Origin of the sequence: Natrinema pallidum (assembly GCF_005890195.1) — an archaeon.
In the GTDB taxonomy this organism is placed as follows: domain Archaea; phylum Halobacteriota; class Halobacteria; order Halobacteriales; family Natrialbaceae; genus Natrinema; species Natrinema pallidum.
Map to the genome: position 1 here is coordinate 1,831,706 of NZ_CP040637.1, position 23,223 is coordinate 1,854,928.

The 23,223-nt window shown below is 64.1% G+C and carries 20 protein-coding genes; 13 read left to right on the top strand and 7 right to left on the bottom strand.

The genetic code is table 11. The features are described from left to right. Positions 1-101: 101 nt before the first annotated feature. A complete protein-coding gene (locus tag FGF80_RS09095; protein WP_138653495.1) occupies positions 102-416 on the top strand; it encodes a hypothetical protein in 315 nt (104 codons plus the stop codon). Between the two features lie 68 nt (positions 417-484). Here FGF80_RS09095 and FGF80_RS09100 read toward each other — a convergent pair whose 3' ends face one another. Then, positions 485-802, bottom strand: coding sequence for a DUF7853 family protein (locus FGF80_RS09100; protein ID WP_006183778.1), 318 nt, complete (start codon positions 800-802; stop codon positions 485-487). 221 nt (positions 803-1,023) lie between these two features. Here FGF80_RS09100 and FGF80_RS09105 point away from each other — a divergent pair, with 221 nt between their 5' ends. Beyond that, entirely contained in the window at positions 1,024-2,097 is a 1,074-nt protein-coding gene (locus tag FGF80_RS09105; RefSeq protein WP_138653497.1) for an alkaline phosphatase family protein, read from the top strand. Then, the gene (locus FGF80_RS09110; protein ID WP_138653499.1) at positions 2,094-2,837 is read left to right on the top strand and encodes a class I SAM-dependent methyltransferase; all 744 of its coding nucleotides are present in this window, start codon (positions 2,094-2,096) and stop codon (positions 2,835-2,837) included. Before FGF80_RS09105 ends, FGF80_RS09110 begins: the two co-directional genes overlap by 4 nt. 680 nt (positions 2,838-3,517) lie before the next feature. Here the strand turns inward: FGF80_RS09110 and FGF80_RS09115 are convergent. Genes FGF80_RS09115 through FGF80_RS09125 form a run of 3 tightly spaced genes read right to left on the bottom strand, consistent with a single transcriptional unit; the run spans position 3,518 to position 6,229 of the window. Continuing rightward, positions 3,518-4,579 carry a glucose 1-dehydrogenase gene (locus FGF80_RS09115; RefSeq protein WP_006183775.1) on the bottom strand — a complete coding sequence of 354 codons (1,062 nt, stop codon included), beginning with the start codon at positions 4,577-4,579 and terminating at the stop codon, positions 3,518-3,520. Next, complete coding sequence (locus FGF80_RS09120) at positions 4,576-4,956, bottom strand: Rid family detoxifying hydrolase (protein WP_138653501.1); 381 nt, start codon at positions 4,954-4,956, stop codon at positions 4,576-4,578. The genes FGF80_RS09115 and FGF80_RS09120 overlap by 4 nt, the downstream gene beginning before the upstream one ends. 58 nt (positions 4,957-5,014) lie before the next feature. Next, positions 5,015-6,229, bottom strand: coding sequence for an aminotransferase class V-fold PLP-dependent enzyme (locus FGF80_RS09125; RefSeq protein ID WP_138653503.1), 1,215 nt, complete (start codon positions 6,227-6,229; stop codon positions 5,015-5,017). Between the two features lie 112 nt (positions 6,230-6,341). Here FGF80_RS09125 and FGF80_RS09130 point away from each other — a divergent pair, with 112 nt between their 5' ends. Further along, complete coding sequence (locus tag FGF80_RS09130) at positions 6,342-7,103, top strand: IclR family transcriptional regulator (protein ID WP_138653505.1); 762 nt, start codon at positions 6,342-6,344, stop codon at positions 7,101-7,103. Between the two features lie 79 nt (positions 7,104-7,182). Beyond that, positions 7,183-7,881: a PIG-L deacetylase family protein gene (locus FGF80_RS09135; RefSeq protein ID WP_006183771.1), complete on the top strand. Its 699-nt coding sequence runs from the start codon at positions 7,183-7,185 to the stop codon at positions 7,879-7,881. Between the two features lie 351 nt (positions 7,882-8,232). Here FGF80_RS09135 and dgoD read toward each other — a convergent pair whose 3' ends face one another. Further along, positions 8,233-9,384, bottom strand: a complete 1,152-nt coding sequence (gene dgoD, locus FGF80_RS09140; RefSeq protein ID WP_138653507.1) for a galactonate dehydratase — start codon at positions 9,382-9,384, stop codon at positions 8,233-8,235. Between the two features lie 273 nt (positions 9,385-9,657). On the opposite strand from dgoD, the gene FGF80_RS09145 reads away from it, so the two are divergent. From FGF80_RS09145 to FGF80_RS09155, 3 genes are read left to right on the top strand one after another with little or no spacing between them, the layout of a single operon-like run. Further along, the gene (locus FGF80_RS09145; RefSeq protein ID WP_138653509.1) at positions 9,658-10,965 is read left to right on the top strand and encodes an extracellular solute-binding protein; all 1,308 of its coding nucleotides are present in this window, start codon (positions 9,658-9,660) and stop codon (positions 10,963-10,965) included. Positions 10,966-11,016: 51 nt separating this feature from the next. Further along, positions 11,017-12,003, top strand: a complete 987-nt coding sequence (locus FGF80_RS09150; protein WP_049907757.1) for a carbohydrate ABC transporter permease — start codon at positions 11,017-11,019, stop codon at positions 12,001-12,003. Continuing rightward, a complete protein-coding gene (locus tag FGF80_RS09155) occupies positions 12,000-12,875 on the top strand; it encodes a carbohydrate ABC transporter permease (RefSeq protein ID WP_006183767.1) in 876 nt (291 codons plus the stop codon). Before FGF80_RS09150 ends, FGF80_RS09155 begins: the two co-directional genes overlap by 4 nt. Before the next feature lie 94 nt (positions 12,876-12,969). Here FGF80_RS09155 and nagZ read toward each other — a convergent pair whose 3' ends face one another. Then, on the bottom strand, positions 12,970-14,550 hold the full coding sequence (gene nagZ, locus FGF80_RS09160) for a beta-N-acetylhexosaminidase (protein ID WP_138653511.1): 1,581 nt from the start codon (positions 14,548-14,550) through the stop codon (positions 12,970-12,972). A gap of 126 nt (positions 14,551-14,676) precedes the next feature. Here nagZ and FGF80_RS09165 point away from each other — a divergent pair, with 126 nt between their 5' ends. Together FGF80_RS09165 and FGF80_RS09170 are read left to right on the top strand one after the other, a co-directional pair. Beyond that, a complete protein-coding gene (locus FGF80_RS09165) occupies positions 14,677-15,843 on the top strand; it encodes an ABC transporter ATP-binding protein (RefSeq protein WP_138653513.1) in 1,167 nt (388 codons plus the stop codon). A 13-nt stretch (positions 15,844-15,856) separates the two neighbouring features. Beyond that, positions 15,857-16,189, top strand: a complete 333-nt coding sequence (locus tag FGF80_RS09170) for a hypothetical protein (protein WP_138653515.1) — start codon at positions 15,857-15,859, stop codon at positions 16,187-16,189. A gap of 106 nt (positions 16,190-16,295) precedes the next feature. On the opposite strand, the gene FGF80_RS09175 is transcribed toward FGF80_RS09170, so the two are convergent. Beyond that, positions 16,296-17,690 (bottom strand): DUF6498-containing protein, encoded by a 1,395-nt coding sequence (locus tag FGF80_RS09175; protein WP_175417010.1) that lies wholly within the window; start codon positions 17,688-17,690, stop codon positions 16,296-16,298. A 320-nt stretch (positions 17,691-18,010) separates the two neighbouring features. On the opposite strand from FGF80_RS09175, the gene FGF80_RS09180 reads away from it, so the two are divergent. The 3 genes from FGF80_RS09180 (at position 18,011) to FGF80_RS09190 (ending at position 23,014) form a co-directional block, all read left to right on the top strand. Beyond that, positions 18,011-19,810, top strand: a complete 1,800-nt coding sequence (locus FGF80_RS09180) for a glycosyl hydrolase family 18 protein (RefSeq protein ID WP_138653517.1) — start codon at positions 18,011-18,013, stop codon at positions 19,808-19,810. Positions 19,811-19,897: 87 nt separating this feature from the next. Next, on the top strand, positions 19,898-21,634 hold the full coding sequence (locus FGF80_RS09185; RefSeq protein ID WP_138653519.1) for a glycosyl hydrolase family 18 protein: 1,737 nt from the start codon (positions 19,898-19,900) through the stop codon (positions 21,632-21,634). Positions 21,635-21,643: 9 nt separating this feature from the next. Further along, positions 21,644-23,014: a PKD domain-containing protein gene (locus FGF80_RS09190; RefSeq protein WP_138653521.1), complete on the top strand. Its 1,371-nt coding sequence runs from the start codon at positions 21,644-21,646 to the stop codon at positions 23,012-23,014. Positions 23,015-23,223 lie beyond the last annotated feature (209 nt).

The window sequence follows — 23,223 nt, forward strand, 5'->3', positions numbered from 1 at the left end:
CGCACGGACGCGACCGCGTCCCGCTCGCTCGCCGCTCGGGGACGGACCTGTCAGGTCGGCCAACCGTGAGGGCTTTGACGATGCGGTCGAACGATCCGATAGTGAGCTCGAGCGACGACGGCGGCTACGTCCACGATCCAGCGGCGTTCGATACCGATGCCGACGGCGAACAGGGCGACGGGCCGGCCGACAGCGGGGGGGACGAACCGCCCCACCCCGCGACGGTCGACCGCGAGTTCGACTGGCGCGGCTGGGTTCTCGTCGGCGTCCTGTGTTTTGCCTTCCTCGTCGCTCCGGCGGCCATCTATCTCGTCCCGCCGGGTGCGGAGGGGTATCGCTTCGCACTGTTGATTCTCCCGCTTGTGCCCGCACTCTTGCTCGCGATCACCGCCGTCTGGGCGACGACGCGACCCTGAACGCGGCCGACGGCGAGCTGAGCGACGCGATACGGTCGGCGAAAACGAACCGGTGAGCGGTGCGTCGGCTACGCCTGCGCGTTCCGTCCGTCCTCGAGTTGGTCGAGGGCGGCCGTGCCGTGATCGACGTCCCGGTCGGGCGTCTCCTCGCGGTCGACGTACACGGCGAGCGCGTCATAGATGCGATCGGCCTGGGTGGCAGTGAGCCGGTCCGTGTCGCCGTCGGTCTCGAGCGTGTCGATCGCCTCGAGTACCCATTCGGGCGGCCGTTCGTCCGCGTCGAGTGCCTCGTCGAGGCGGGTCGCGAGGACGTGGTGGACGACCCAGCGTTCGTCTCTGGAGAGCGTGACTTCGTACGTCTCGGTATCCGGTGGTGAGGAGCTCATTTCGTCAGACTGGACCGGGATTGTCGGTCCTCGATCAACGCTACGAACACCGTCATAATAAGCCTTGTTACACCATGCCATAGTTGCTGCCTTCGATCGATCGACACCGGGCGGGGACAGGTCGCTCGGCCACTCGATCGTGTCGCGGCTGCTGACAGTCCGGTCGCCGATCAAAAGCTACTAACAGAATCGCGCCGATACACACACAGGAGCCGACGCTGATGGACCTCGCGACGTTATCCGAAAAGATCGCGACCGGATGCATCGGAGACACGCTCTCACGGCTCGTCCCCGCGACGCCGATCTGGGAGCGCGAGTGGGACGTCTGTTGTGTGCTCGACGGCTGCCGGCTCGATCTCATGCGCGAGGCGGCCGCCGCCGGCCATGAGACGCTCCCCAGCCCCGATGCGGTGGGTTCGCTGTGGTCGGTCGGGTCCCAATCGGCCGAGTGGATGGATCGGACCTTTGCCCCCGAACACCGCGAGGAGATGGCCCGCACCGCCTACGTGACCGGGAACCCCTTTTCGTCCCAATCCTGTGAACACATTCTCGTCACCTCCGACGATGTCCTGCCGCTCACGGCCGACGATTTCGGCGTCTTCCACGAGGCCTGGCGCGACGGGTGGGTCGACGACGACATCTCGACGATTCCGCCCGCGCCGCTGACCGACGCCGCGATCGCGATCTGGCGACATCGCCGGGAATTGGGCATCGACCGCATCGTCGTCCACTACATGCAGCCCCACGCCCCGTTCCGGTCGCAGCCGGAGTGGTTCTTCGGCTCGGCCGACATCGAACACTGGGGCCAATTCACCGACGGGGACGACGACGATGATGTCGATCTCGAGGCCCTCGACCCTGCGGACCGCGAGGCGCTCGAGGCGCTGGCCGACGCCGAGGACGATGCCGACGAGACGGACTCGATGAACGATCCCTGGCTGCGACTGCGCGACGGCGACCTCTCCTACGAGGCGGTCTGGGCGGCCTACCGGGACAACCTCGAGTGGGTGCTCGACGATCTCACGCGTCTGCTCACGAACTGCGACGGGCGGGTCGCGATGACCAGCGACCACGGCAACGCGATCGGCGAGTTCGGCGTCTGGTCGCATCCCCCCGGAACGCCGGTCCCCGCCCTCCGCCGGGTTCCCTGGGCGATCCGCGAGGGCCGGGATCGCGGGACCTGCGATCCCGCCCTCCCGACGGGGCTTCGCCAGCACGGCGCGGACGGCACGGAGCGGACGGAGGACCACGGTGGCGACATCGAATCGCGCCTCGAGGCGCTGGGCTACCGGTGACGGGCGCGCTCCGCGACGCGATCTACGCCGTTCGGAAGGCGCGGCTGCGACTCGAGCGCCGCCGCCTCGATTACGGCCGCGAAACGCGAGACCGGGCCGACCGACTGGCGGCGGTGCTCCCGGCGTCGGCCGCCGAACTGCGGGCGTACGAACGCGAGTACGACGACCTCGAGTGGTTTCACGAACGCTATGCCGATCGCGTCGATGCGATTCACGAGGCCGGCGTCGCGACCGACACGACCCACTGGCGCGACGGAGTGACGCTGTACGTCGTCTGTCGCGCCCTCGAGATCGAAACTGCCGTCGAGACCGGCGTTCTGTTCGGTTCGTTCGATGCGCACATCCTCGCCGCGATGGCCGAGAACGGTGGCGGAACGCTCCACTCGCTGGATCTGCCCGGTGGCCCGCCGGGGCCGTTCGAATACGGTCACCTGATCCCGGATCGCTGTCGCGACCGGTGGGACCTACATCTGGGTGACGCACGCGAGGTCTTGCCGAACCTGCTCGCGGCCGTCGGCCCCGTCGATCTGTTCCTCCACGACTCGGATCACCGACTCCCACATATGAAATTCGAGTACGAGACGGCGCTACCACGGGTTTCGCCCGGCGGGGTTCTGGCGAGTCACGACGTGCGACTCTCCGAATTGTTCGACCAGTTTACGGCGGAACACGGCCTCCCCGCCTGCATCGTCTGTGATACGGGCATCGCCGGCGTTCCGCCGCGGGAAAGCCCGGACTGAACCCAGGGAGCAACACTGCACATCGGGATCCGCCCACAGGCGGGCTACCAGTCCCCAGGCGATGGGAAAATCGCCGTGCCGAACCCGTCCTACGGGAGACCGATCGAGGAGACGGACGATACGAGGGTTGGTCCAGTCCGTAGAACACCCATTCCAAATAGGTGTTTTGATTAGTAATTCAAAATATAGGCAAGACTGGAGAACACTATACTGCGTTCGAACCGTGAATCACGACGATAGTCACGCCCTTCTCTCGAGAGACCGGACACTGGAACCACTTATGAGCCCAGTTAGACATATATTGCGACAGATCCGCTTAAAGCTCGAAAGTTATTCATCCATATGCGACAGTCTATAGGCGCTCGATCGCATCGTCTGGCGGTGATAGAGCGGAAAGCTCTCCGTTCAGACATCACCTACTCCGATAAGATCGCCATAGCGGGTGGAAACAGGAGTGACAGTATTGCAAAAATATCGAACAAGTACAGGAATCAGGTGTAGTATAATATCTTATTATTTCGATCGGTATCGAATCGCCATGTTCCCTCGGCTTCGTCGGCGACAGTGATCACAGTCCTCGCGATCGTGACCGAGCCGTCGGGGACGTCCGTCCCGGCTGCTCGATCGTGGGCGGAGTCGCGTCGCTGGGCGACCGCTGCTCGATCAGCACTCGAAACCGGTCAGCGTGAATCGAACTCGATGACGGTCTTGATCCGATCCGGAGCCGCCTCGAACGCCTCATCGACCGCGGCCGGTTCGAACGTGTCCGTGATCAGTTCGTCACCGAACCAGTCGGGGAGCGCTGAGAGCGTTTCACAGGCGGCTTCGAAGTGTTCGATGTGGGAGTTGACGCTGCCGACGATCGCTCTGTTCCCCAGGACGAGCCTGCGGTGGAGTCGGCCGCCCGCAACGTCGAACTCGTCGTCTCCCGGGAGCCCGAGCAACACGCCGACGCCGTTTTGATCGAGCGCATCGATCGTGTCGAAGGCGTGTCTCGCGTACCCGGTTGCCTCGTAGACGAGGTCCATGGGCTCGTACACCGCCGGAACGTCGGCGACGGGAGTCTCACGCGAGTCCACGTAGGTCGCCCCCAATCGTTCGATGAGGTCGATCGTCGGATCGGGTCGGTCGCGTCGACCGAGACAATACGTCCGATCGAACTCCGATTGCAATCTGGACAGCGTTAACAGGCCGAGTGGCCCGTTCCCCAGCACGAGTGCCGCGTCGCGCTGCCAATCGAACGCCGACCGCGATGCGTAGGCGTGCTCGAGTGCCTTTTCCGTATTGCTCATCGGTTCGATTAGGACCCCGGTCGTTGCGAACGCGTCGGGAATCGGGACCAGGAACGCCGCCGGACTCGTGAAGTACTCGGCCATGTACCCGTGCGCGCCGTCGATCCCTCGCTCGAGGCACTCGTCCGGCGGTGCCATATCGGGCTCCCCGCGCCGGAAGTACTCGGTCGCGTCGCCCGGTGGACGGCGAACGGTCGGGACGACGAGTTGCCCCGCCTCGAGATCGGTCCCGTTCGGGTCTTCGACGACGCCGACGGCTTCGTGGCCGAGGACCTGGTGGTCGCTCCCGGCGGGGAACCCGCCGTGTGTCCCCTCGATCACCTCGAAATCGGTTCCGTCGATCCCGACCCTGAGCGTTCGGACCAGTGCGTCGCCGGGGTCGGGATCGGGACGTGGTTTGTCTATCAGACGCGGCCGGGAATCGCCGCGTTCGACGGCGATCGCTTTCATGAGTCGACCCGTGCGATCACGTCGATTTCGACGCCGATATCGATCGGCAACTCCGATACCTCGACGGCGCTCCGGGCGGGGTACGGGTCGGTTACGTACTGTTCGTACACCGCGTTGACGGCCTCGTAATCGTCCATATCGGTGACGAACACCGTCGATTTGACGATGTTCCCGAGGGAGCTGTGTCCGGCCTCGAGAACGGTCTCGAGGTTCTCCATGACGGCATGCGTCTGTGTCTCGATGTCGTCGGCGACGATCTCCCCCGATTCGGGATCGACCGGCCCTTGTCCGGAGACGTACAGCCGGTCGCCGTCGCGGATCGCCTGGGAAAACGGACCGATACTTGCGGGTGCGTCGTCGGTTGCAATTTCGTTCATCGTCCACTCCGATAACGTCTGACGGCCATTATATGCGTTTCGGTCACTAGTATCATGGTTACTGAGTCGCAGTCAGGGACGTCCGGATGCGAGCGATCACGTGGTCCAGTTCGGCCTCCGTAAGACACATGGGGTTGATCGTGACGATGTCTTCGTCGAGGCGGTCCGCACCGACGAACACTCGCGGCGAGTCCGTCCGAAGCGTTCGAACGAGTTGCGTCGCGGAGCACGCCGCCGCGGTCGTATCGACGTGGACCACGACTTCCGGGGCGACCGACACGTCATCGTCGTCGAGCGTCAGGTCGATGCCCTCGACGGACTCGAGCGCGGCCATAATGCGCTCCGCCTCACGCCGCCATCGGCCCCGCGCGGCGTCGTGATCGGCTTCGAGGAACGACTCGAGGGCGACGAGAAGACCGACGAGTTCCTCCTTGCCGACTTTTAGCGGCCGGCCGATCCCCTGTCGTGGGACGCCGTCGAGACGGTCGCCGTCGACGAGCGGTGACGGCGGTTGCCAGACCTCCTCGGCAGCGTGCATGTCGAGCTGTTGGAGCGCGATCGATTCGATGAGATCGCTCCGACCGGCGACGATGCCGGTCGTCTGTGGGCCGCGAATCGCCTTCCCACCGCTGAAGACTACGATATCCGCTCCCTCTTCGATGAACCGTGAGAGGTTCTCCGTCGGCGGCAGTTCCGCAGCTGCGTCGACGATAACCGGAACGTCGTGTGCGGACGCGATTTCCGTGACCGTCGGGAGGGCGGGTTCGGTGTACGGTTTCTGGACGTAGCCGATCGCCGCCGTCCGCTCGGAGATGGCGGCTTCGATCTCCCAGGGCTCGACTGCGGTCGATCCGGTCCCGAGGACGCGGTCGTTCGTGCCGACATCGACGATCGTTGCCCCGGCCGTCCGGAACGCGTGATCGTAGCCGGTTCTGTGTGTCCGTGGCATGATGATCTCGTCCGGAATGCCGTCGGTATCCGGTAACCGGTCCATCGTTCCGGGATCGTCCCCTGCCAGGGCCGCAGCCGCGGCGAGAAGCAGTCCAGCATCCGCACCGCACGTAACGTAGCCGGCCTCCGCTCCCGTCGCGTCGGCGATCACCTCGCTCGCTTTCGCCTGGAGATCGGAGAGCCTGACGAACTCGGTCGCTGCTCGTCCCATCGCCTCGACGGCTTCCGGCCGGATCCGGCTGCCACCGATCCGTGTTTTCGTCCCGGCGGCGTTGACTACACGTGGCACTCCTAACTCGTCGTAGACAGTCTGATCACTCATCTATCGCGTTCGATTACTTCAATTACTTCATATAAGTAATTTACGTTGAACGTTGGTTTCGGGCGTTTCGGACACGGAAACGACTATATAGAGCCGAGACGAACCGATTCCCATGCGGACCGATACCACGATCGACGCCACCGTTCGGTCGATAACGATTCTCGAGATCGTTGCCGACTCGCGGGAGCCGATCGGTGTGACGGCCATCGCCGATCGAACGGACCTCAGCAAAAGCACCGTTTCCAAGCACCTGTCGACGCTACACGAACTCGGATACGTCGACCGCTCCGACGGACGCTATCTGCCGTCCGTTCAGTTCCTCGACTACGGGGTACGTACCGGCTCCCGAACCGAGTTGCGGCACGCAGCCGTCGATCCGGTCGACGAACTCGCCGAGATGACGAACGAAGTGGCCGGGCTCGCGATCGAACACGACGGGCGGGTCGTCGACATCTATCTCTCCACGACTCACGCCGAGCACGGGTTCCCGGCGTACAACACGCGATTCCGTCACTGTAGCGCCGCCGGAAAAGCGATCCTCGCCGAGCAGTCGACTGACGCGCTCGAGGCACTGCTCGAGGATCGGCGGCCGGCGCGGACCGAGTACACGATTACGGACGAATCCGAGTTACGTGCCGAGCTGGATCGAATCCGCGATCGTGGGGTCGCGTTCGACCGACAGGAACAGTTTTCGCGCGTCAACAGCGTTGCCGTCGGTCTCTCGACCGAATCGCTGACCGGCGCGATCTTCGTCTCGGGCTGGGCCGACGAACTCTCCGGCAAGCGATTCGAGGAAAACGTCCCCGGGATTCTCTTCAGTGCGAGACGATTGCTGCGGTCGAGCCTCACTGCTGAGACGGCTGCCGAGCAGTAGCGGCGGCGAACCCCGATTTAACCCGAACCCGACCGAGCCGGAATTATTATGACGCTCCCATTCGTCAGTCGACACGTCCATGGAGCTATTAGCCATCGTTGCGCATCCGGACGATGCCGACATATTTTGCGGTGGGACGCTCGCGAAACACGCCGACCGGGGCGACACGGTTACCATCGCCCACCTTACCAGCGGCGAGTACGGCGGACTCGAGTCGACGACCGACATCGCCGCCGTCCGCGAGGACGAAGCGCGTCGGTCGGGCGAGACGCTCGGTGCTGCCGAGGTCGAGTTCCTCGGGTTCGAAGACGGCCGCATCGAATACTCCCTCGAGAACCGACTCTCGATCGTCGAGACGATTCGAACGTTCGCGCCGGATGTCATCCTCACGCACTATCGGGACGACATGCACCCGGATCACCGAGTCACGTCGCGACTCGTCACCGACGCCTACTACATGGCGTCGTTGCCCCGCGTCGAGACGCCGTCCGACCCCTGTGATCCGGAGAACGTCTACTACTTCGGGAAGCCCACGTCCGAATTCGAGCCGTCGATCTACGTCGATATTACCGGCTACGAGGAGGTCAAGGCCGATGCGATCAGACAACACGAGTCCCAGGTGGAGTTCCTCCAGTCCCACGGCGGTATCGATGCGGAGTTCGACAACCTCGTGGACGGCGTAGCCGCCGAAAACACCGTCCTAGGGAAACAAACCGGCGTCGACAGCGCCGAGGGATTCCGCCCGTTTCACGAAACCACGCGCGCCTATCTCGAGTGACCGGCAACGAAAACAGCGAGACCGGGTCCGCCGTCCGAGTGCCGGCCGGTGGTACGTCGGACTGTCGACGAGCGACGACCGTGACTGCGGGTGCGGTATCCGATTCGAGCTATTCGTCTCGTGGTCGACCTGCGGTCCGTCCCACCTGAGGCGCGGTCCGTGCTCGATTTGTTGCGCTGTGCGAAACGAGAGCTACTGACCATCGAGACGAGTCTCTCATGGCGGCGACCACTCAAGAAATTACAACCATACGTGTGTAAATGCAGATCGATGCTACTGGGGCGAGCAACCAAACAGTCCCGGATCGGTCCCGTTTGTTTCCGACAGCGAAACAAAACAGGTCGCTTCGGGTCACCACTCGGTGATGCTCCCGTCGGCCTGCCGCCACACCTGATTGTGCCAGTGTAAGTTCTGCTGGGACCGCTCCCGAACGGCGTCCTCGTCGATTTCGATACCCAGTCCGGGTCCGTCGAGCGGATCGAGATAGCCGTCGGTGAACTCGAAGACGGAGGCGTCGTCGAGGTAGTCGTCGGCCGCGCTCTTCGGGGCGGGATAGATGTCGAACCCGTGATCCTGGAACAAGAGGTTCGGAACGGTTGCGCTCACTTGCAACGAGGCCGCAAGCGCGATCGGTCCGAGCGGACAGTTCGGGGCCACTGCCACGTCGTGTGCCTCGGCCATGTTCGCGATCCGAACCATCTCGGAGATGCCGCCGGCATGGGAGACGTCCGGCTGGACGACATCGATCCCGCCTCGTTCGAACAGCGGCTTGAAATCCCACCGCGAGTAGAGCCGTTCGCCCGTCGCCAGCGGAACCGTGGTCTGCGATGCGAGCGTGGGCAAACACTCGAGGTTCTCCGGCAACACCGGTTCCTCGATGAACGTGACACCGAACGGCTCGAGTTTCGGCGCGATGCGTTTCGCGAGCGACTTGGAGATTCGTCCCCGGAAGTCGACGACGATATCGACGCCTTGACCCACGGTCTCACGAACGTGTTCGACACGCGAAACGACCTCGTCCACCACGGCCGGTGGCTCGAGGTGTCGCATCTGGTTCGCCGCGTCCATCTTCAACGCGGTGTAGCCGACGTCACACAACTGCTCGGCTTCGGCACCGATTTCCTCGACTCGATCGCCGCCGATCCACTGATAGACCCGAATTCTGTCGCGTGACTTCCCGCCCAGGAGTTCGTATACCGGGGCGTCGAACGTTCGCCCTTTGAGGTCCCACAGCGCTTGATCGATGCCCGCGATGGCGCTCATCAACACGGGTCCGCCGCGATAGAAACTACCCCGATACATCGCTTGCCAGTGGTCCTCGATCCGGTGTGGGTCCGTTCCGAGGAGGTAACTGTTCATGATCTCGTCGACGGCGGTTCGGACGGTCTTCGCTCGCCCTTCGACGATCGGTTCGCCCCAACCGATCGATCCGTCCGCCGTCTCGAGTTTCAGGAAAAGCCATCGGGGCGGCACTTGGAACAGTTCGTAGTCGACCAGTTTCATACGTTCCGTTCGAATCGGTCAGTAATAAACGTTCGACTCGGCCACCGACCGTGACGGGCATCGAACCGGGTGACGGCGCAGCGACCGAGCGGTCACGATCGAGGGACGAGGGGCTGCATGTCGGGTCGCACGACGAGGTGGCATCGGCCGGCGATCGGACCGTGATCGATCGGTTCGGCACCACTTGCTCTCGGTACGACGCCCCATCACAACCACAGCCAACAGTAAGCTATATATACAATTAGCATGAATATTAGTTCGGGTACGAATGAGATGAACGACCGCTCCCGACGCAAGCTACTGCAGTCTGCTGGCGTAACGACGACACTCGGACTCGCGGGGTGTTTGGACGGGTTCACCGGTTCCGGCGGTGCCGGAGATGCGGTTCGGGCACGCTATATCGGCCAGGAATCTCAGTCGGACTGGCTCGAGGAGCAGTCCGATGCCTTCGAAGCGGAGACCGGAATCGAAGTCGAACACGAGTTCCTGACCTGGGCCGACGTCCCGGATTCACAGGTAACCGATATTCAGTCCGGCGTCGGGCCGGACGTCGACCACATCGCGTCGACGTTCCTGCCACAACAGGCAAACGCCGGTGGGTGGGTCGATCTCTCGGAGTTGGACGCGTCGCTCCCCGATCAGAACGCGTTTTTCGATCAGGTCACCGACATCATGGACTATCAGGGGCAGATTCACGGCATTCCGTGGTTCTGGGGACCGCGTGGCTATCTCGAGTACGACCCGCTCATCGAGCAAGCGGGGATCGATGGCCAGCCCGACGACTGGGACGCCCTCGTCGACCAGGGGCAGGCGTTCCGCGAGGCGTTTCCGGACAAACACCTCTATGCGATGATGGGCGTCAGTTGGGAACTCCCGCGCGCGTTCGTCACGTTCCTCTGGCAAAACGGCGGTCGGGTAGCGGACGAGGACACGAACGAGATCCTGTTCGATTCGGACGCCGGCGTCGAGGCCTTGAACTTCTGGAAGGATCTCATTCTCGAGGAGGACGTCATGCCGAGCCAGGTCGCCGAGTGGGGGGTCGACGAGTTCGACGGGGCGTTGATCAACGAGGACGTCGGGGCGATCATGCAGGATTTGAGTCCCGTCGATCAGTTCGTCGAACAGGGTGGGGCGGATCGGAGCGACTTTACGATCGGCCGACTCCCGGCCGGGCCGTCCGGCGACCGGTCGACGTTCTTCGGTATGGAGGGGCTCGGTATTCGACCGTGGTCGGACAAACAGGAGGAGGCCGCCAAGTGGATCTCGTGGCTCTCACGGCCGGACGCCAACGCGACGTTCGCCGATCGGATCGGACTCCTGCCGACGGTCGAAGAGGCGTTCGACCATGACGCGTTCGACGATGAACTCAGTCAGACGCTCCACGACGATGTGCTCCCCGACGCGCGGCATTATCCGATGATCCCCGGTCTGAGCGAAGTCGAGCGCGAACTCACCAACACGATCGGGACGTGGCTCGAGGAGGTCGTCACGGGCGAGTGGGAGGACGGACGCTCCGCGGAACTCCTCGACGAGGCTGCCGGCGTTGCACAGGATCTCGTCGACCAGGCACAACAGGGTTGATTGCCTCAGGTCGGGAGAAGGAATTATCACGGTTCACAAACCTAAGACATTATGGCACGCGCTTTCACCCGGTTACACGAGCGAGTGACCGACGGGGGGATCGGACGGTATCTCCCGTTGTACAATCGACTCGACGAGAAGCACCAATACGCATACAAACTTCTGTTTCCCGCGCTGGCGATGATGTTCGTCGTCCACGTCATCCCCGTCGTATGGGGAGCGACGATCAGCGTCATGGGGGTCAACTCGAACTACATCGCCGATTGGACGAGTGCACCGTTCGTCGGCCTCGAGCACTACGCCTTCGTGATGGACCCCACGACGACCATCGGGAGTCGGTACTGGTACTCGATCTCGCGGACCGTGCTCTGGTCGGTCGGCGTGCTCGTCGGGACCTACGTATTGGGGCTGACGGCGGCGCTGCTCCTCAATCAGGAGTTCAAGGGATCGTTCTTCGTTCGAACGCTGTTGTTGCTGCCGTGGATCGCACCGGCGATCGTGACGTTGAACGTCTGGCGAATGATGTTCCTCTCGGAATCCGGCATCATCAATCACGCGCTCATGTCCGTCGGACTCATCGACGAGCCCGTGTTCTGGTTACTCGGCGATCAGGCACTGTGGTCGATGACCATCGCACACGTCTGGCTGCAGTTCCCCTGGGTGATGATCATGCTCTATGCCGGCCTCCAGTCCATTCCCCAGCAACTCTACGAGGCCGCTGCGATCGACGGGGCCGGCCGCTGGGGCAAGTTTCGGTACGTCACGTTGCCACAGCTCAAACCCGTCTCCGGGGTGGTCGTCTTGCTCATGTTGCTCTGGACGATGATCGACTTTACGACGCCGTACGTGATGTTCGGCGGGAGTCCACCGTCGTCGGTCGAGGTGACGATGGTGTACATCTATAACTTCTCGTTCAGGGCGTTCGCGTTCGGCCGCGGGGCCGCAATGAGCGTCGGACTGTTCGTCGTCGCGATGGTGCTCGCGACGATCTACTACCGTCGATTCATTCGAAGCGATCTCGAGGAGGAAGACCAATGATACCCGACGAGTGGCCGCTCTCCGAAGCGACCACGGACCGACTGTTCGCGCTCGCCTCCAAGGGGCTCTTACTGACGATCCTGATCTGGGCGCTGTTCCCCATCTACTGGATGGTGTTCAACAGCTTCCGGACCCGGTTCGAGATCGTCGGTGGCGATCCGAGCTTCACCGAGACGTCGCTTCACTACCAGAACTACATCGACATGTGGTCTCGCGTCGATCTGATCGAGTACTTCATGAACAGCCTCATCATCGCGAGCGTGACGACGGTCATCGCGCTCTGTATCGCCTGCCTCGGCGGATACGCGTTCTCGCGATACCGGTTCCCGGGCCGGCGGTACGTCGGCGCATCGCTCATCGGGACGCAGCTGATCCCCGGAATCCTGATCCTGTTGCCGATGTTTATGCTGTTCCGGACGTTCCACGACACCGTCGGGGTCCAGCTTATCAACACCTATCAGGGGATCATCTTCGTCTACACCACGTTCGCCGTCCCGTTCGCGATCTGGATGCTGCGGGGCTTTTTCGACACGATCCCTGCGTCGCTCGAGGAAGCGGCTCGCGTCGACGGCTGTACTCGGTTCCAGGCGCTGGTCCGGATCGTCTTACCCCTTGCAGCGCCGGGTATCGCCGCGACGGGGATGTTCGTGTTCCTGGTCGCGTTCAACGAGGTGTTGTTCGCGTCGGTCATGGCGAGAGGCGACGTGACGCCGCTCTCGATCGGGATGCAGCAGTTCATGGAACGCGACCAGAACTACTGGGGCGAGATGATGGCCGCATCGACGGTCGCGACGGTCCCGATTCTGCTGCTGTTCGTGCTATTCCAGAAGCCGATCGTGAAGGGGCTGACGGAAGGCGGTGTGAAACAATAGCCGACCTTTGCCGACACACCGGCAGCGACATCGCGCCCGTCTCCGTTCGCTGCAAGCGATCGATGAGGGATGGAGACGGTTCAGCACGGTCCCGTCAGTCCGCGAGTTCGGGGACGGTGACCGGCAGCCGACCGGTCGCCGTCGTCTCGCCGAGCAGAACCTCGCCGAGCGCGGTGCGCGTCGCCCGCGTGTAATCGTACATCGACACCGCGGTCGAGACGTCGGGAACCGCCGACAGGTCGTAGGGGTTGCGAACGACTACCGCCGCGAACCGTTGTCTGCGGTCGTCGAGCGTCCGGACTACGGCCGCCCGCGACTCGTCGGCCATCGCGCCGTCGACGGTGGCGATTACCTGTGTCCCGGCTTCGACCGACGGCAGGTCGGACCGGTCAGCGACCTCGTGACAGGTGACATCGAACCCGGCGGCCGCGAGCGAGTCGGCGAGCAGCGTCGGCTCGAACTCGTCGTCCTCCGCCGGCGACGACCGGCCACTCGACGAGCCGATCAGGTGAAGCGGCCGCTCGGTCGTCAACGGCAGCGTGTCGTCGCGGTCCCGGACGAGCGTGATCCCGCGAGCGGCGATCGCGCGGCCGACCTCGCGTGACCGGTCGGCCGTCTCCGCCCAGCGAGCGGCTGACGGCGGACGCGAGGCCCCCAGTCGGCGGCGTTTGAACCGCAGAATCCGCTCGACGGCTGCGTCGATCCTCGCCTCGTCGAGCCGGCCCGATTCGACCGCATCGATCACGGCGTCGATCGCGGCCGCCTGAGTCTCGGGCGTGTGACAGACGAGCAGTAGATCACAGCCCGCCTCGAGCGCTCGGACACAACCCGCCGGGGTGCCGATCGTATCCGCGATGGCACGCATTTCCATCCCGTCGGTCACGATGAGCCCGTCGAAGCCGAGTTCGTCGCGGAGCAGTCGGCGCTGGACGGCAGGCGACACCGTCGCCGGGGTGGACGGGGAGTCCGCGATCGCCGGGAACGACACGTGTGTCGTCATGATCGCGTCGATACCGGCTTCGATCGCGCGCCGGAACGGCGCGAACTCCACGGCCGCGAGTCGATCGCGGTCATGCTCGACGACCGGCAGTTCGTGATGGGAGTCGGTACTCGTGTCGCCGTGGCCCGGGAAGTGTTTCCCGCAGGCGACAACCCCGTTGGCTTGCATCCCCATCGCCAGTTCGGCCCCGAGGTCGCCCACCAGGTCGGGGTCCTCGCCGAACGAGCGGACGCCGATCACCGGATTGCGCGGGTTGTTGTTGACGTCGAGTACCGGAGCCAGGTTGACGTTGATACCGAGGGTCGCCAGTTCGGCGGCGACGGCCTCGCCGGCGGCCCGCGCGAGTTCGGGGTCGGCGCTCGCACCGAGACACATCTGACTCGGCAGTGTCGTCCCCCAGCCGAGGCGAGACACCACCCCGCCTTCCTGGTCGGCCATCACGAACGGCGGGACCCCCGCCCCCTCCTCGAGTATCAGTCGGCGGAGGCGGTCGGTTAGCGTCGCGACCTGGTCGGGGGACTCGATATTCCGACCGAAGTAGACGACGTTGCCACACTGTCGGTCGGTGATCAACGTTCGAAGGTCGTCGGTCGGCTCCGTCCCGTCGAACCCGACGACGAACAGTTGGCCGACTTTCGTCGCGAGATCCATCTCGCGTCCGTCTGCTGTCAGCATCGTGAGTCAGTTGGTCGTTCTCGTATGTAGTTCTACTGTCGCGACCGGCGTTAGTTCTAGCGGCTCGTGGGTAGAACTATCGACTGCAGATAAGTATATATGCCTCGCCGATAGCATTCGTAACGAATGGGCCGGATTGACATAGATGGTCTGACCAAAGAGTACCGTACGCCGAACGGACCGATCCAAGCCGTCGAGTCGCTCGATCTCCAACTCGAGGACGGCGAGTTCGTCGTCTTCGTGGGGCCGTCCGGCTGTGGTAAGTCGACGACGCTCCGCTGTATCGCCGGCCTCGAGACGGTCACGAGCGGCGCGATACGGTTCGACGGGACCGCCGTGACGGACGAAAAGCCCAAAGACAGGGATATCGCGATGGTGTTCCAGAACTACGCGCTCTACCCGCACATGACCGCCCGGGAGAACATCGCGTTCGGGCTGAAGATGTCGACGGATCTCTCGGCCGCCGAAATCGACGACCAGGTCGAAACCGCCGCCGAAATGATGGATATCGTCGACCTCCTCGACGACAAACCCGGCGACCTCTCCGGCGGGCAACAACAGCGGGTCGCGCTCGGGCGGGCGGTCGTCCGCGATCCGGAGCTCTTCTTGATGGACGAACCGCTCTCGAACCTCGACGCGAAACTGCGTACACAGATGCGGACGGAACTCCAGCAACTGCAAACCGAGTTGGGCGTAACGACGGTGTACGTCACGCACGACCAGACGGAGGCGATGACGATGGGCGACCGGATCGTCATCCTCAACGACGGCCGGTTACAGCAGGTGGGGACGCCGCTCGAGTGCTATCACCGGCCGGCGAACCAGTTCGTCGCGGGATTCATCGGCTCCCCACCGATGAATTTCCTCGACGTCGACGCCGATCTCGAGGACGGCAGGCTCGACCATCCGGACTTTACGCTGCCGCTGTCGGACTCGCTGGCCGACGAACTCGACAGCACCGACCTCGTGCTCGGTATCAGACCGGAGCACGTGTCGCTTACCGACACCCCCGAGACCCACCCGGAACCGAACCGGCTGATCGAGACGGATGTGACCGTCACCGAACCGATGGGGGACATCACGAACGTCTATCTGGACGTCGGTGGCGAGGCGATTACGGTTATCGTCGACGGTCACGTCGGCGTCGATCCCGGCGGGCACCTGCACATGCACGTGCCGGCGTCGAAGATGCACCTCTTCGACGCGGAGTCCGGGCGGTCGATCAAGCACAGCGATGAACCGATCGACTCGAGTTCGCTCTCCGAAGCCGACAGCCACGTCGAGACGGCGTAACCGTCGCCGCTACTTGTACCTCGACCTCGTCTTCGAGCACTCCAGCGGCGCCCAGGTAACGATTTCACCGGCTGGGTTTGGTATCTACACCGACTTCGACAACCCGGTCGGCATCTGCCTCGAGCCCAGCTTCCGGGTGCCCAGCCCGATCCCAGGGAAGGCGGACGCCGAGGTATGTTTCGACTACACGTTCACCGTCAAGGGATCGGACGTGATGGTCGGCTTCGGGTTCGAGAAGTTCGAGGTCTGCGTGGAGGACAACACCTTCTGTGCCGACGTCGTGTCGGTCGGCGCGGGCTTCGAGTTCAAAGTCGCCGATGTCAGCGACGTCCACTTCCTGGATTAAGCCTCGCCCGCCGCGGATCTGTCCAGAGCCCTGATCCCGTACACGGGAAGGCTACGTCGCGGTGACCGACCGCGACGCGCCCGCTCCGCCCACCGTCGACGTCGGCTCAGGCGGCCGGGAGCGCCCACTTCCACGCCCACCTGAGGGCGACGACGCCGAACGGGCCGCCCCACCCGGCGGCGACCGCCGCGATGGTGGGAGCGGAGTAGGCGAGGCCCGCCACGACGGCGATGCCACAGGCTCCGACTGCGGCCGCCACCCCGGCCACGCATCGGTCGAGTGAGCCGAACTCCGTCGTCTCGGCCGGAAGTTCGAACACCTCGACGGCCCGGCCATACTCCCGGAGGTGCGCGACACTGAGTTCGTACTTCCCCGCTGACGGCATGAGCGAGAACGTTCGGGTGTCGCAGGCGCGGTCAACGAACTCTCCCTCGCACAACTCGGCGTCCTGGATGTCGTCGACGGGGATTGCCCACTGGACAGTATTGGTAAGGTCGTCGTACGCGACCACCGTGTCGTCGCGACGCTGATACGCCAGTGTACCGTGAGTGAGGGCGTACTCGACGGCCTTCAGCCCGCCGATGCCGGCCGGCAGGAGGCCGAAACAGGCCACCGTGGCAGCGACCGGCCCTGTCGATCCGCTGGTGAGCCCAACCCACGCGAAGAGGTATACCGGGCCGCTGCCGATTGCGGACTTCGCACCCTGCCAGAGCGCGGTACCGCGGACGGCGCGCCGGTCCGGACGGACCTCAGCCGTCGGCGACGCATCCGGAGCCGCTACAGGCGGGAGCGTCCCCACCCCCTTGTCGGTGCTGGACGACTGCCCGGCGCGGTAGTCCCCCCACTCCGCGAATAGCTTCACCGTGACGAACGCGACCAGCGCGCCGGTCGGACCACCGGCGGCCGCGAACCAGAGCACCACCATAGCTACCCCAGCCTCGTTCTTCGCGCTTCTGATCACGTCTCGAGGGGTACTCGTCTCGTAGCGCCGCTTACGGAAGTACTCGCGGTTGATGACGCCGACTTGAGAGACGATCAGGGAGGCGGCGCTCGCCGCCACCATCGGATCGGCGAGCGTCGCCGGCACATCGATGAAACGGCTCAGTACGGCGAGATATATCCCGAGGAGCGCCACGCCAGCCCCGAACGCTCGCGAGACGAACGGGAAGTTCCGGGGATAGATCGGCGGAAGGGAGTCGACGACCGTGACGCTCCCGCGCCGGCGGTTGAGGTCGCTCGGTCCGACGGAGACCCCGCCTAACTCGTCGGACTTGAGCGGGTTATCCTCCTGTGGGCGCTCCAGCTCGTCGTAGTCCGGCGGGCGGCGCGCGAACAATGCCTTCAACCCGGCGAACGGGACAGCGACGACCAGTTCCATTGCGTAGACGACAGCGAACGTCTGTGCGCTCCACTCGAGGTGGAACACGCCGACCAACGGGACGACGTTCGCCGCGACTGTCACCAGAAACACGGCAGACGAATCGTTCGATGGTGGTTTCATAGATCCAGCATCTGTGAGAGGTGAATAAAAATTGTTGGTGTGGGCCGACGACTGAAACGATGCGGCGCGTGTGCCGATAGTCGGCCGACAGCGGTCACCGGAGCGACAATTGTCCCTTCGGTTCGACCCGTCGTAGCCCCGAGAGTGGGACCTGTAATCGATCCGTTCCTGTAAAATATATAGTACTGTAAAGTGTGAACTGATAAATATTATCTCGAGTATTAAGATATTATTTTATATGCCGAGTAAAGAATACTAGGCAGGTCGCGACGGATCGCGACCAGTTGCAACGTCCGACGACCATACTGAAATCCAAACCAATGAAACGAACACGACGAACCGTACTCAAGAACGCGACGAAACTGTCCGCGCTGCTGGCGAGCATCGGTGCGAGCACGGCGGCGGCACAAGAACATCCCGAGTGGGACTCCGAAACCGTCTACACGAGCGGCGATCGGGTCGTTTACGACGGCTCCGTCTGGGAGGCCCAGTGGTGGACCCGCGGCGACGAACCCGGGGCCGACGAGTGGGGCCCGTGGGACCAGATCGAGGAAAACGACGGGGACGACGGCGATGGCGGCGACGACGGCCCGACCGCGCAGTTCTCGGTCAGCACGCAGTTCCCCGATCCCGGCACCGAAGTCACGTTCGACGCCAGCGATTCGGAGGGTGAAATCGAGTCCTACGAGTGGGCCTTTGGCGACGGCACGACCGCGTCAGGCGAAACCGTCACCCGTGCGTTCGAAACGGGACAGTACGACGTGACGCTGACGGTCGAGACCGCCGACGGCAAGACCGACACGCATTCGATCACGATCACCGCCGGCCGCCCGTCCCCGGACGAGAACCGGGTCATCGCGTACTACCGGCAGTGGGCCCAGTACGACCGGGACTACGTCCCGGGCGACATCCCCTTCGACAAGGTGACGCACGTCCAGTACGCGTTCGCCCGGCCCGAGGCGGACGGCTCCATCAACCTCGTGGGCGATAGCTACGGGCAACAGATGTTCTACGCCGAGAAGGACTGGCAAGGGCCGGACCGCGGCAAGACGTTCGCGGAATATGCCGCCGAACGGGAGGACACCAAGTTCGTCCTCTCGATCGGTGGCTGGGGCGACTCGGAGAACTTCTCCGACGCTGCGCTCACCCAGGAGAACCGGGAGCGCTTCGCCAGCAATTGTGTCGATCTCGTCGAGAAAGCGAACCTCGACGGGATCGACATCGATTGGGAGTTCCCCGGCGGCGGCGGCTGTACCGCGGACGATCCCGTCTGTGACGTCGACAACGGCGTCCGTGAGGGCGACCAGGAACGCTTTACGCTCCTGTGTCGGGAAGTCCGCGAGCAACTCGACGCGGCCGCGGAAAGCGATCCCGACCGCGACGAGCCCTACGAACTCTCCGCCGCCGTCAGCCCCAACCCCGAAGTCGTTGAGGGGAAGAGCGCGGGCAACGACGGACTCGAGCACGACGAACTCTCGGATATCCTCGATTTCGCCCAGGTGATGACCTTCGATTATCGAGGTATCTGGAGCGAGACGACCGGCCATCACGCGCCGCTGAAGGAGAACCCCGACGACCCGTACGCGGACTCCGACAGCTGGAACGCCCAGTTCGCCCTCGAGTACTGGGCCGAGCAGGGCTGGGACCCCGATCAGCTCAACATGGCGGTCCCGTTCTACGGGCGGAGCTGGACCGACGTCCAGCCGCCCGAGGGTGACTTCGGGACCGGGACGGACGACGGTCTCTTCCAAACGTACGAGGGCGACGGTCGAGACGCCAGCGGCGAGGGATCGTACCCGAGCTGGGACCCGTCGATGGGGACCAGCTACGCGGGCGTCTGGGAGTGGTTCGACCTCGGCTCCGACGGCCGGAGCGGGAGCAACCCGGTCGATCTCGACGGCCCCGGCTGGGAGACGTACTTCGACGAGGACGCGGTCGCCGCCTGGAGCTGGAACTCCGAGGAACGGACGATGATCTCCCACGAAACCGAGCAGTCGATGGAAGCAAAGATGGACTGGCTCAGGGACTCACCCTACGGCGGGACGATGCTATGGGCCATCAGCGGCGACACCTACGAGGGCGATCTCATCACGACGCTCTGGACGACGCTCAACGGCTAACCGACGGTCGCGAGCCCGCGCCGCGACGGCCGGGGAGCCGCTCGAGCAGCAGCACTGCCGATCGAACGACACACATACCCACAACCGATGAAACGATCACGACGAAACGTACTGAGCACAGCATCGAAAATATCCGCCCTACTGGCCGGCCTCGGGGCGGGGTCGGTGGCGACGGCCCAAGAGTATCCGGAGTGGGACCCGGACACCGCCTACACGGGCGGTGATCGCGTCGTCCACGACGGCTCCGTCTGGGAAGCCCAGTGGTGGACCCGCGGCGACGAGCCGGGCGACGGCGGCGAATGGGGGCCGTGGGACGAGGTCGACTCGTCCGAGCCCGAGCCCCCGGCCCTGTCCGCACGCATCGCCGCGAGCGCGTCCCGCATCGAGATCGGCGAGACCGTCGAGTTCGACGGGAGCGAGTCGACGGGTGCGATCGACTCCTACGCGTGGGCGTTCGGCGACGGGACCGAAGCCACCGGCGAGGTCGTCACGCACACGTACGACGAGACGGGCGACTACACCGTCGAGCTGACCGTCACCGACGCCGACGGCGAAACCGACACCACCCGTCTGGACCTCACCGTCCGGGACGAGATCGAGGGGCCGGACGACGAGTTCAAAGTCGTCGGCTACTACCCCGGCTGGAAGGCAAACACCGAGCAGGACTACTACCCGAGCGACGTCCCCTTCGACAAGGTGACCGACATGCTGTACGCGTTCATCGCGGTCGATGAGAACGGGAACGTCTTCCCGCCGGAAAACGACGAGACGGAGTTCGACGTACCGCGCCAGACACACGAGGAAAACCTCGAGCAGTTCGCCGACCTGGCGGACGAGGCCGACTGTCGGTTCCACCTCTCGATCGGGGGCTGGACGCTCTCGGAGAACTTCCACATCGTTGCGGCCGATCCCGACCTGCGGACGACCTTCGCCGAGAACTGCGTCGAGTTGATGCGGCAGTACAACTTCGACGGGATCGACATCGACTGGGAACATCCCGGTCCCCAACAGGGCGAGTGCCAGTGTGGCAACGACGACGACTACGAGAACCACGTCCTGTTGCTCGAGGAACTGCGCACCCACCTCGATCAGGCGGGCGAAGAGGACGGCCAGCACTACTACCTGTCGGTCGCCAACGGCGGCTCCGACTGGAACGCCGGCGGGCTTCGCCACGATCGGATCGGCGAGGTCTGTGACTCGGTGTACGTCATGGCCTACGACTTCACCGGCGAGTGGATGACCACGATCGGCCTGAACGCGCCGCTGTACGGTCCCGACACGCATCCGACGAACGACCGCGACGTCTACCCCGACGGCGAACAGTACTGGGCGGAGTACTCCGTCGACAAGCTGTGGGCCGGCGATCACGGCGAGGAGGGCTACTGGCCCAACCAGTGGCAGTATCCGCCCGCCGACCCCGCCGAGTACGACGAACTCGTGCTCGGGATGCCGTTCTACGGTCGCGGCTTTACCGTCGGCGAGTGGCAGTCGCCCGAACTCGGCTCGCGGTACTCGGGACTGCCCGAGGGAACCTGGCACCACCTCCTCGAGGACGGCGCGGACCCGACCGGCTCGTTCGACTTCGGCGACATCGAGGAGAACATGCGCGACGAGTCCGGCTGGGAGGTCAGCCGTCACGACATGGGTGATGTTCCATATCTCGTCAACGATGAGGAGGGGATTTTCATCAGTTACGACGACGAGCAAGCCATCGAGGCGAAAGTCGAGTTCGCCAAGGAGCGCGGCATGGGTGGCGTGATGTTCTGGGAACTCTCCCAGGACTGGAACGAGACGCTTCTGGAGACGATCCTCCGGACGATCTAACCGACGACAATGAAACGATCACGACGAAACGTACTGCGTACTGCATCGACACTGTCCGCCATCGTCGCGGGCGTCGGGGTCGGCACCGCTGCGGCCGCACAGGAGTACCCCGAATGGAAACCCGACGACGTGTACACGAGCGGCGACCGCGTCGTCCACGACGGCACCGTCTGGGAAGCCCAGTGGTGGACCCGCGGCAACGAACCGGGCGAGGGCGGCGAATGGGGACCCTGGGATGAAATCAAAGCGTACGATCCCGGCCCGACCGCGTCGATCGCCGTCAGCGACGCCACCCCCGATCCGGGTGCGGACGTTCGGTTCGACGGCACCGACTCGGACGGCGAAATCGCCGCCTACGCCTGGGACCTCGGCGACGGCACGACCGCCGAGGGCAGCGTCGTGACACACGCCTACGACGACGACGGCGAGTACGAGGTAACACTGACCGTCGAGACCGCCGACGGCGACTCGGATTCGACCGCGACGACGGTCCACGTCGGCGGCCGGGACGGGATCACCGTCGACGGCGCGTTCGCGCCGTACCAGGGCACCTGGGGCGATCTCGTCGACGGCACGCTCGCGGCCGATACCGATCGCGTCGTCGTCTCGTTCCTCGGCGATGCGACCGACGACGGCGACATCAATCCCGGGTGGCTGACCGGCTGTAATCAGGGCTCGTGCGATCAACAGCCCCTCTCGAGGTACGAACAGGAGATACGGACGTTACAGGACGAAGGCATCGAGGTCTGGCTCTCGATCGGCGGCTGGGAAGGTCGAACCATCGCCCGCGATGCCGATTCCGCGACGGAACTGAAAGACGCATACGCGGCGGTTCTCGATACGCTCGCTGTCACGCACATCGACATCGACGACGAGAACGCCCACCGACGCGACCAGCCCATCTACGAACGGCGCAACAAGGCTCTCGCGCTGTTACAGAACGAGCGACCGGAGGTTACGGTGGGCTATACCGTGCCGGCGGACGAGAACGGGATCGCGAACTCGAGCCACGCACAGGCCAGAACGTGGGTCCGCGACGCCGTCGAGAAGGGCGTCGACCTCGCGTACGTCAACATCATGACGATGGTGATGGGCCCGACGACGTACGACAAGATCGTGTCGGCGTGTGAGGGCACCGTCGAATTCCTCGACGAGACGTATCCCGACAAGTCGACCGCGGAGTGCTGGGCGATGCTCGGCAACACCCCGGACGTCAGCGAGGAGTCGATTACGCCCGACGTTGCCCGGAATATCGTCGATTTCGCGGCGGACCGCGGAATGGGACTGGTGTCCTACTGGGCGCTGTACAACGACCCCGACGGAACGTTCTCGGACATCTATAGCGACTTCGAGAGCGGATCGACCGATCCCCCCGCCTGAACAGATTCACACACCGATCACACGGCAACCGGCGGTCGGCTGTGCAGTGACGGGCAGCGACTCCCGTCACCCTGCTCGAGTCGTGACCGGCGGCCAGCGTGGCCGTCAGCGTCGCCGGCCGAGCAGTCGAGACATCGAGCGCCGTCCTCGAGCGGTTGCCGTTCGTTGACCGGGGCCGTCCTCCACAATTTTCTTTAGATTATGTAAAT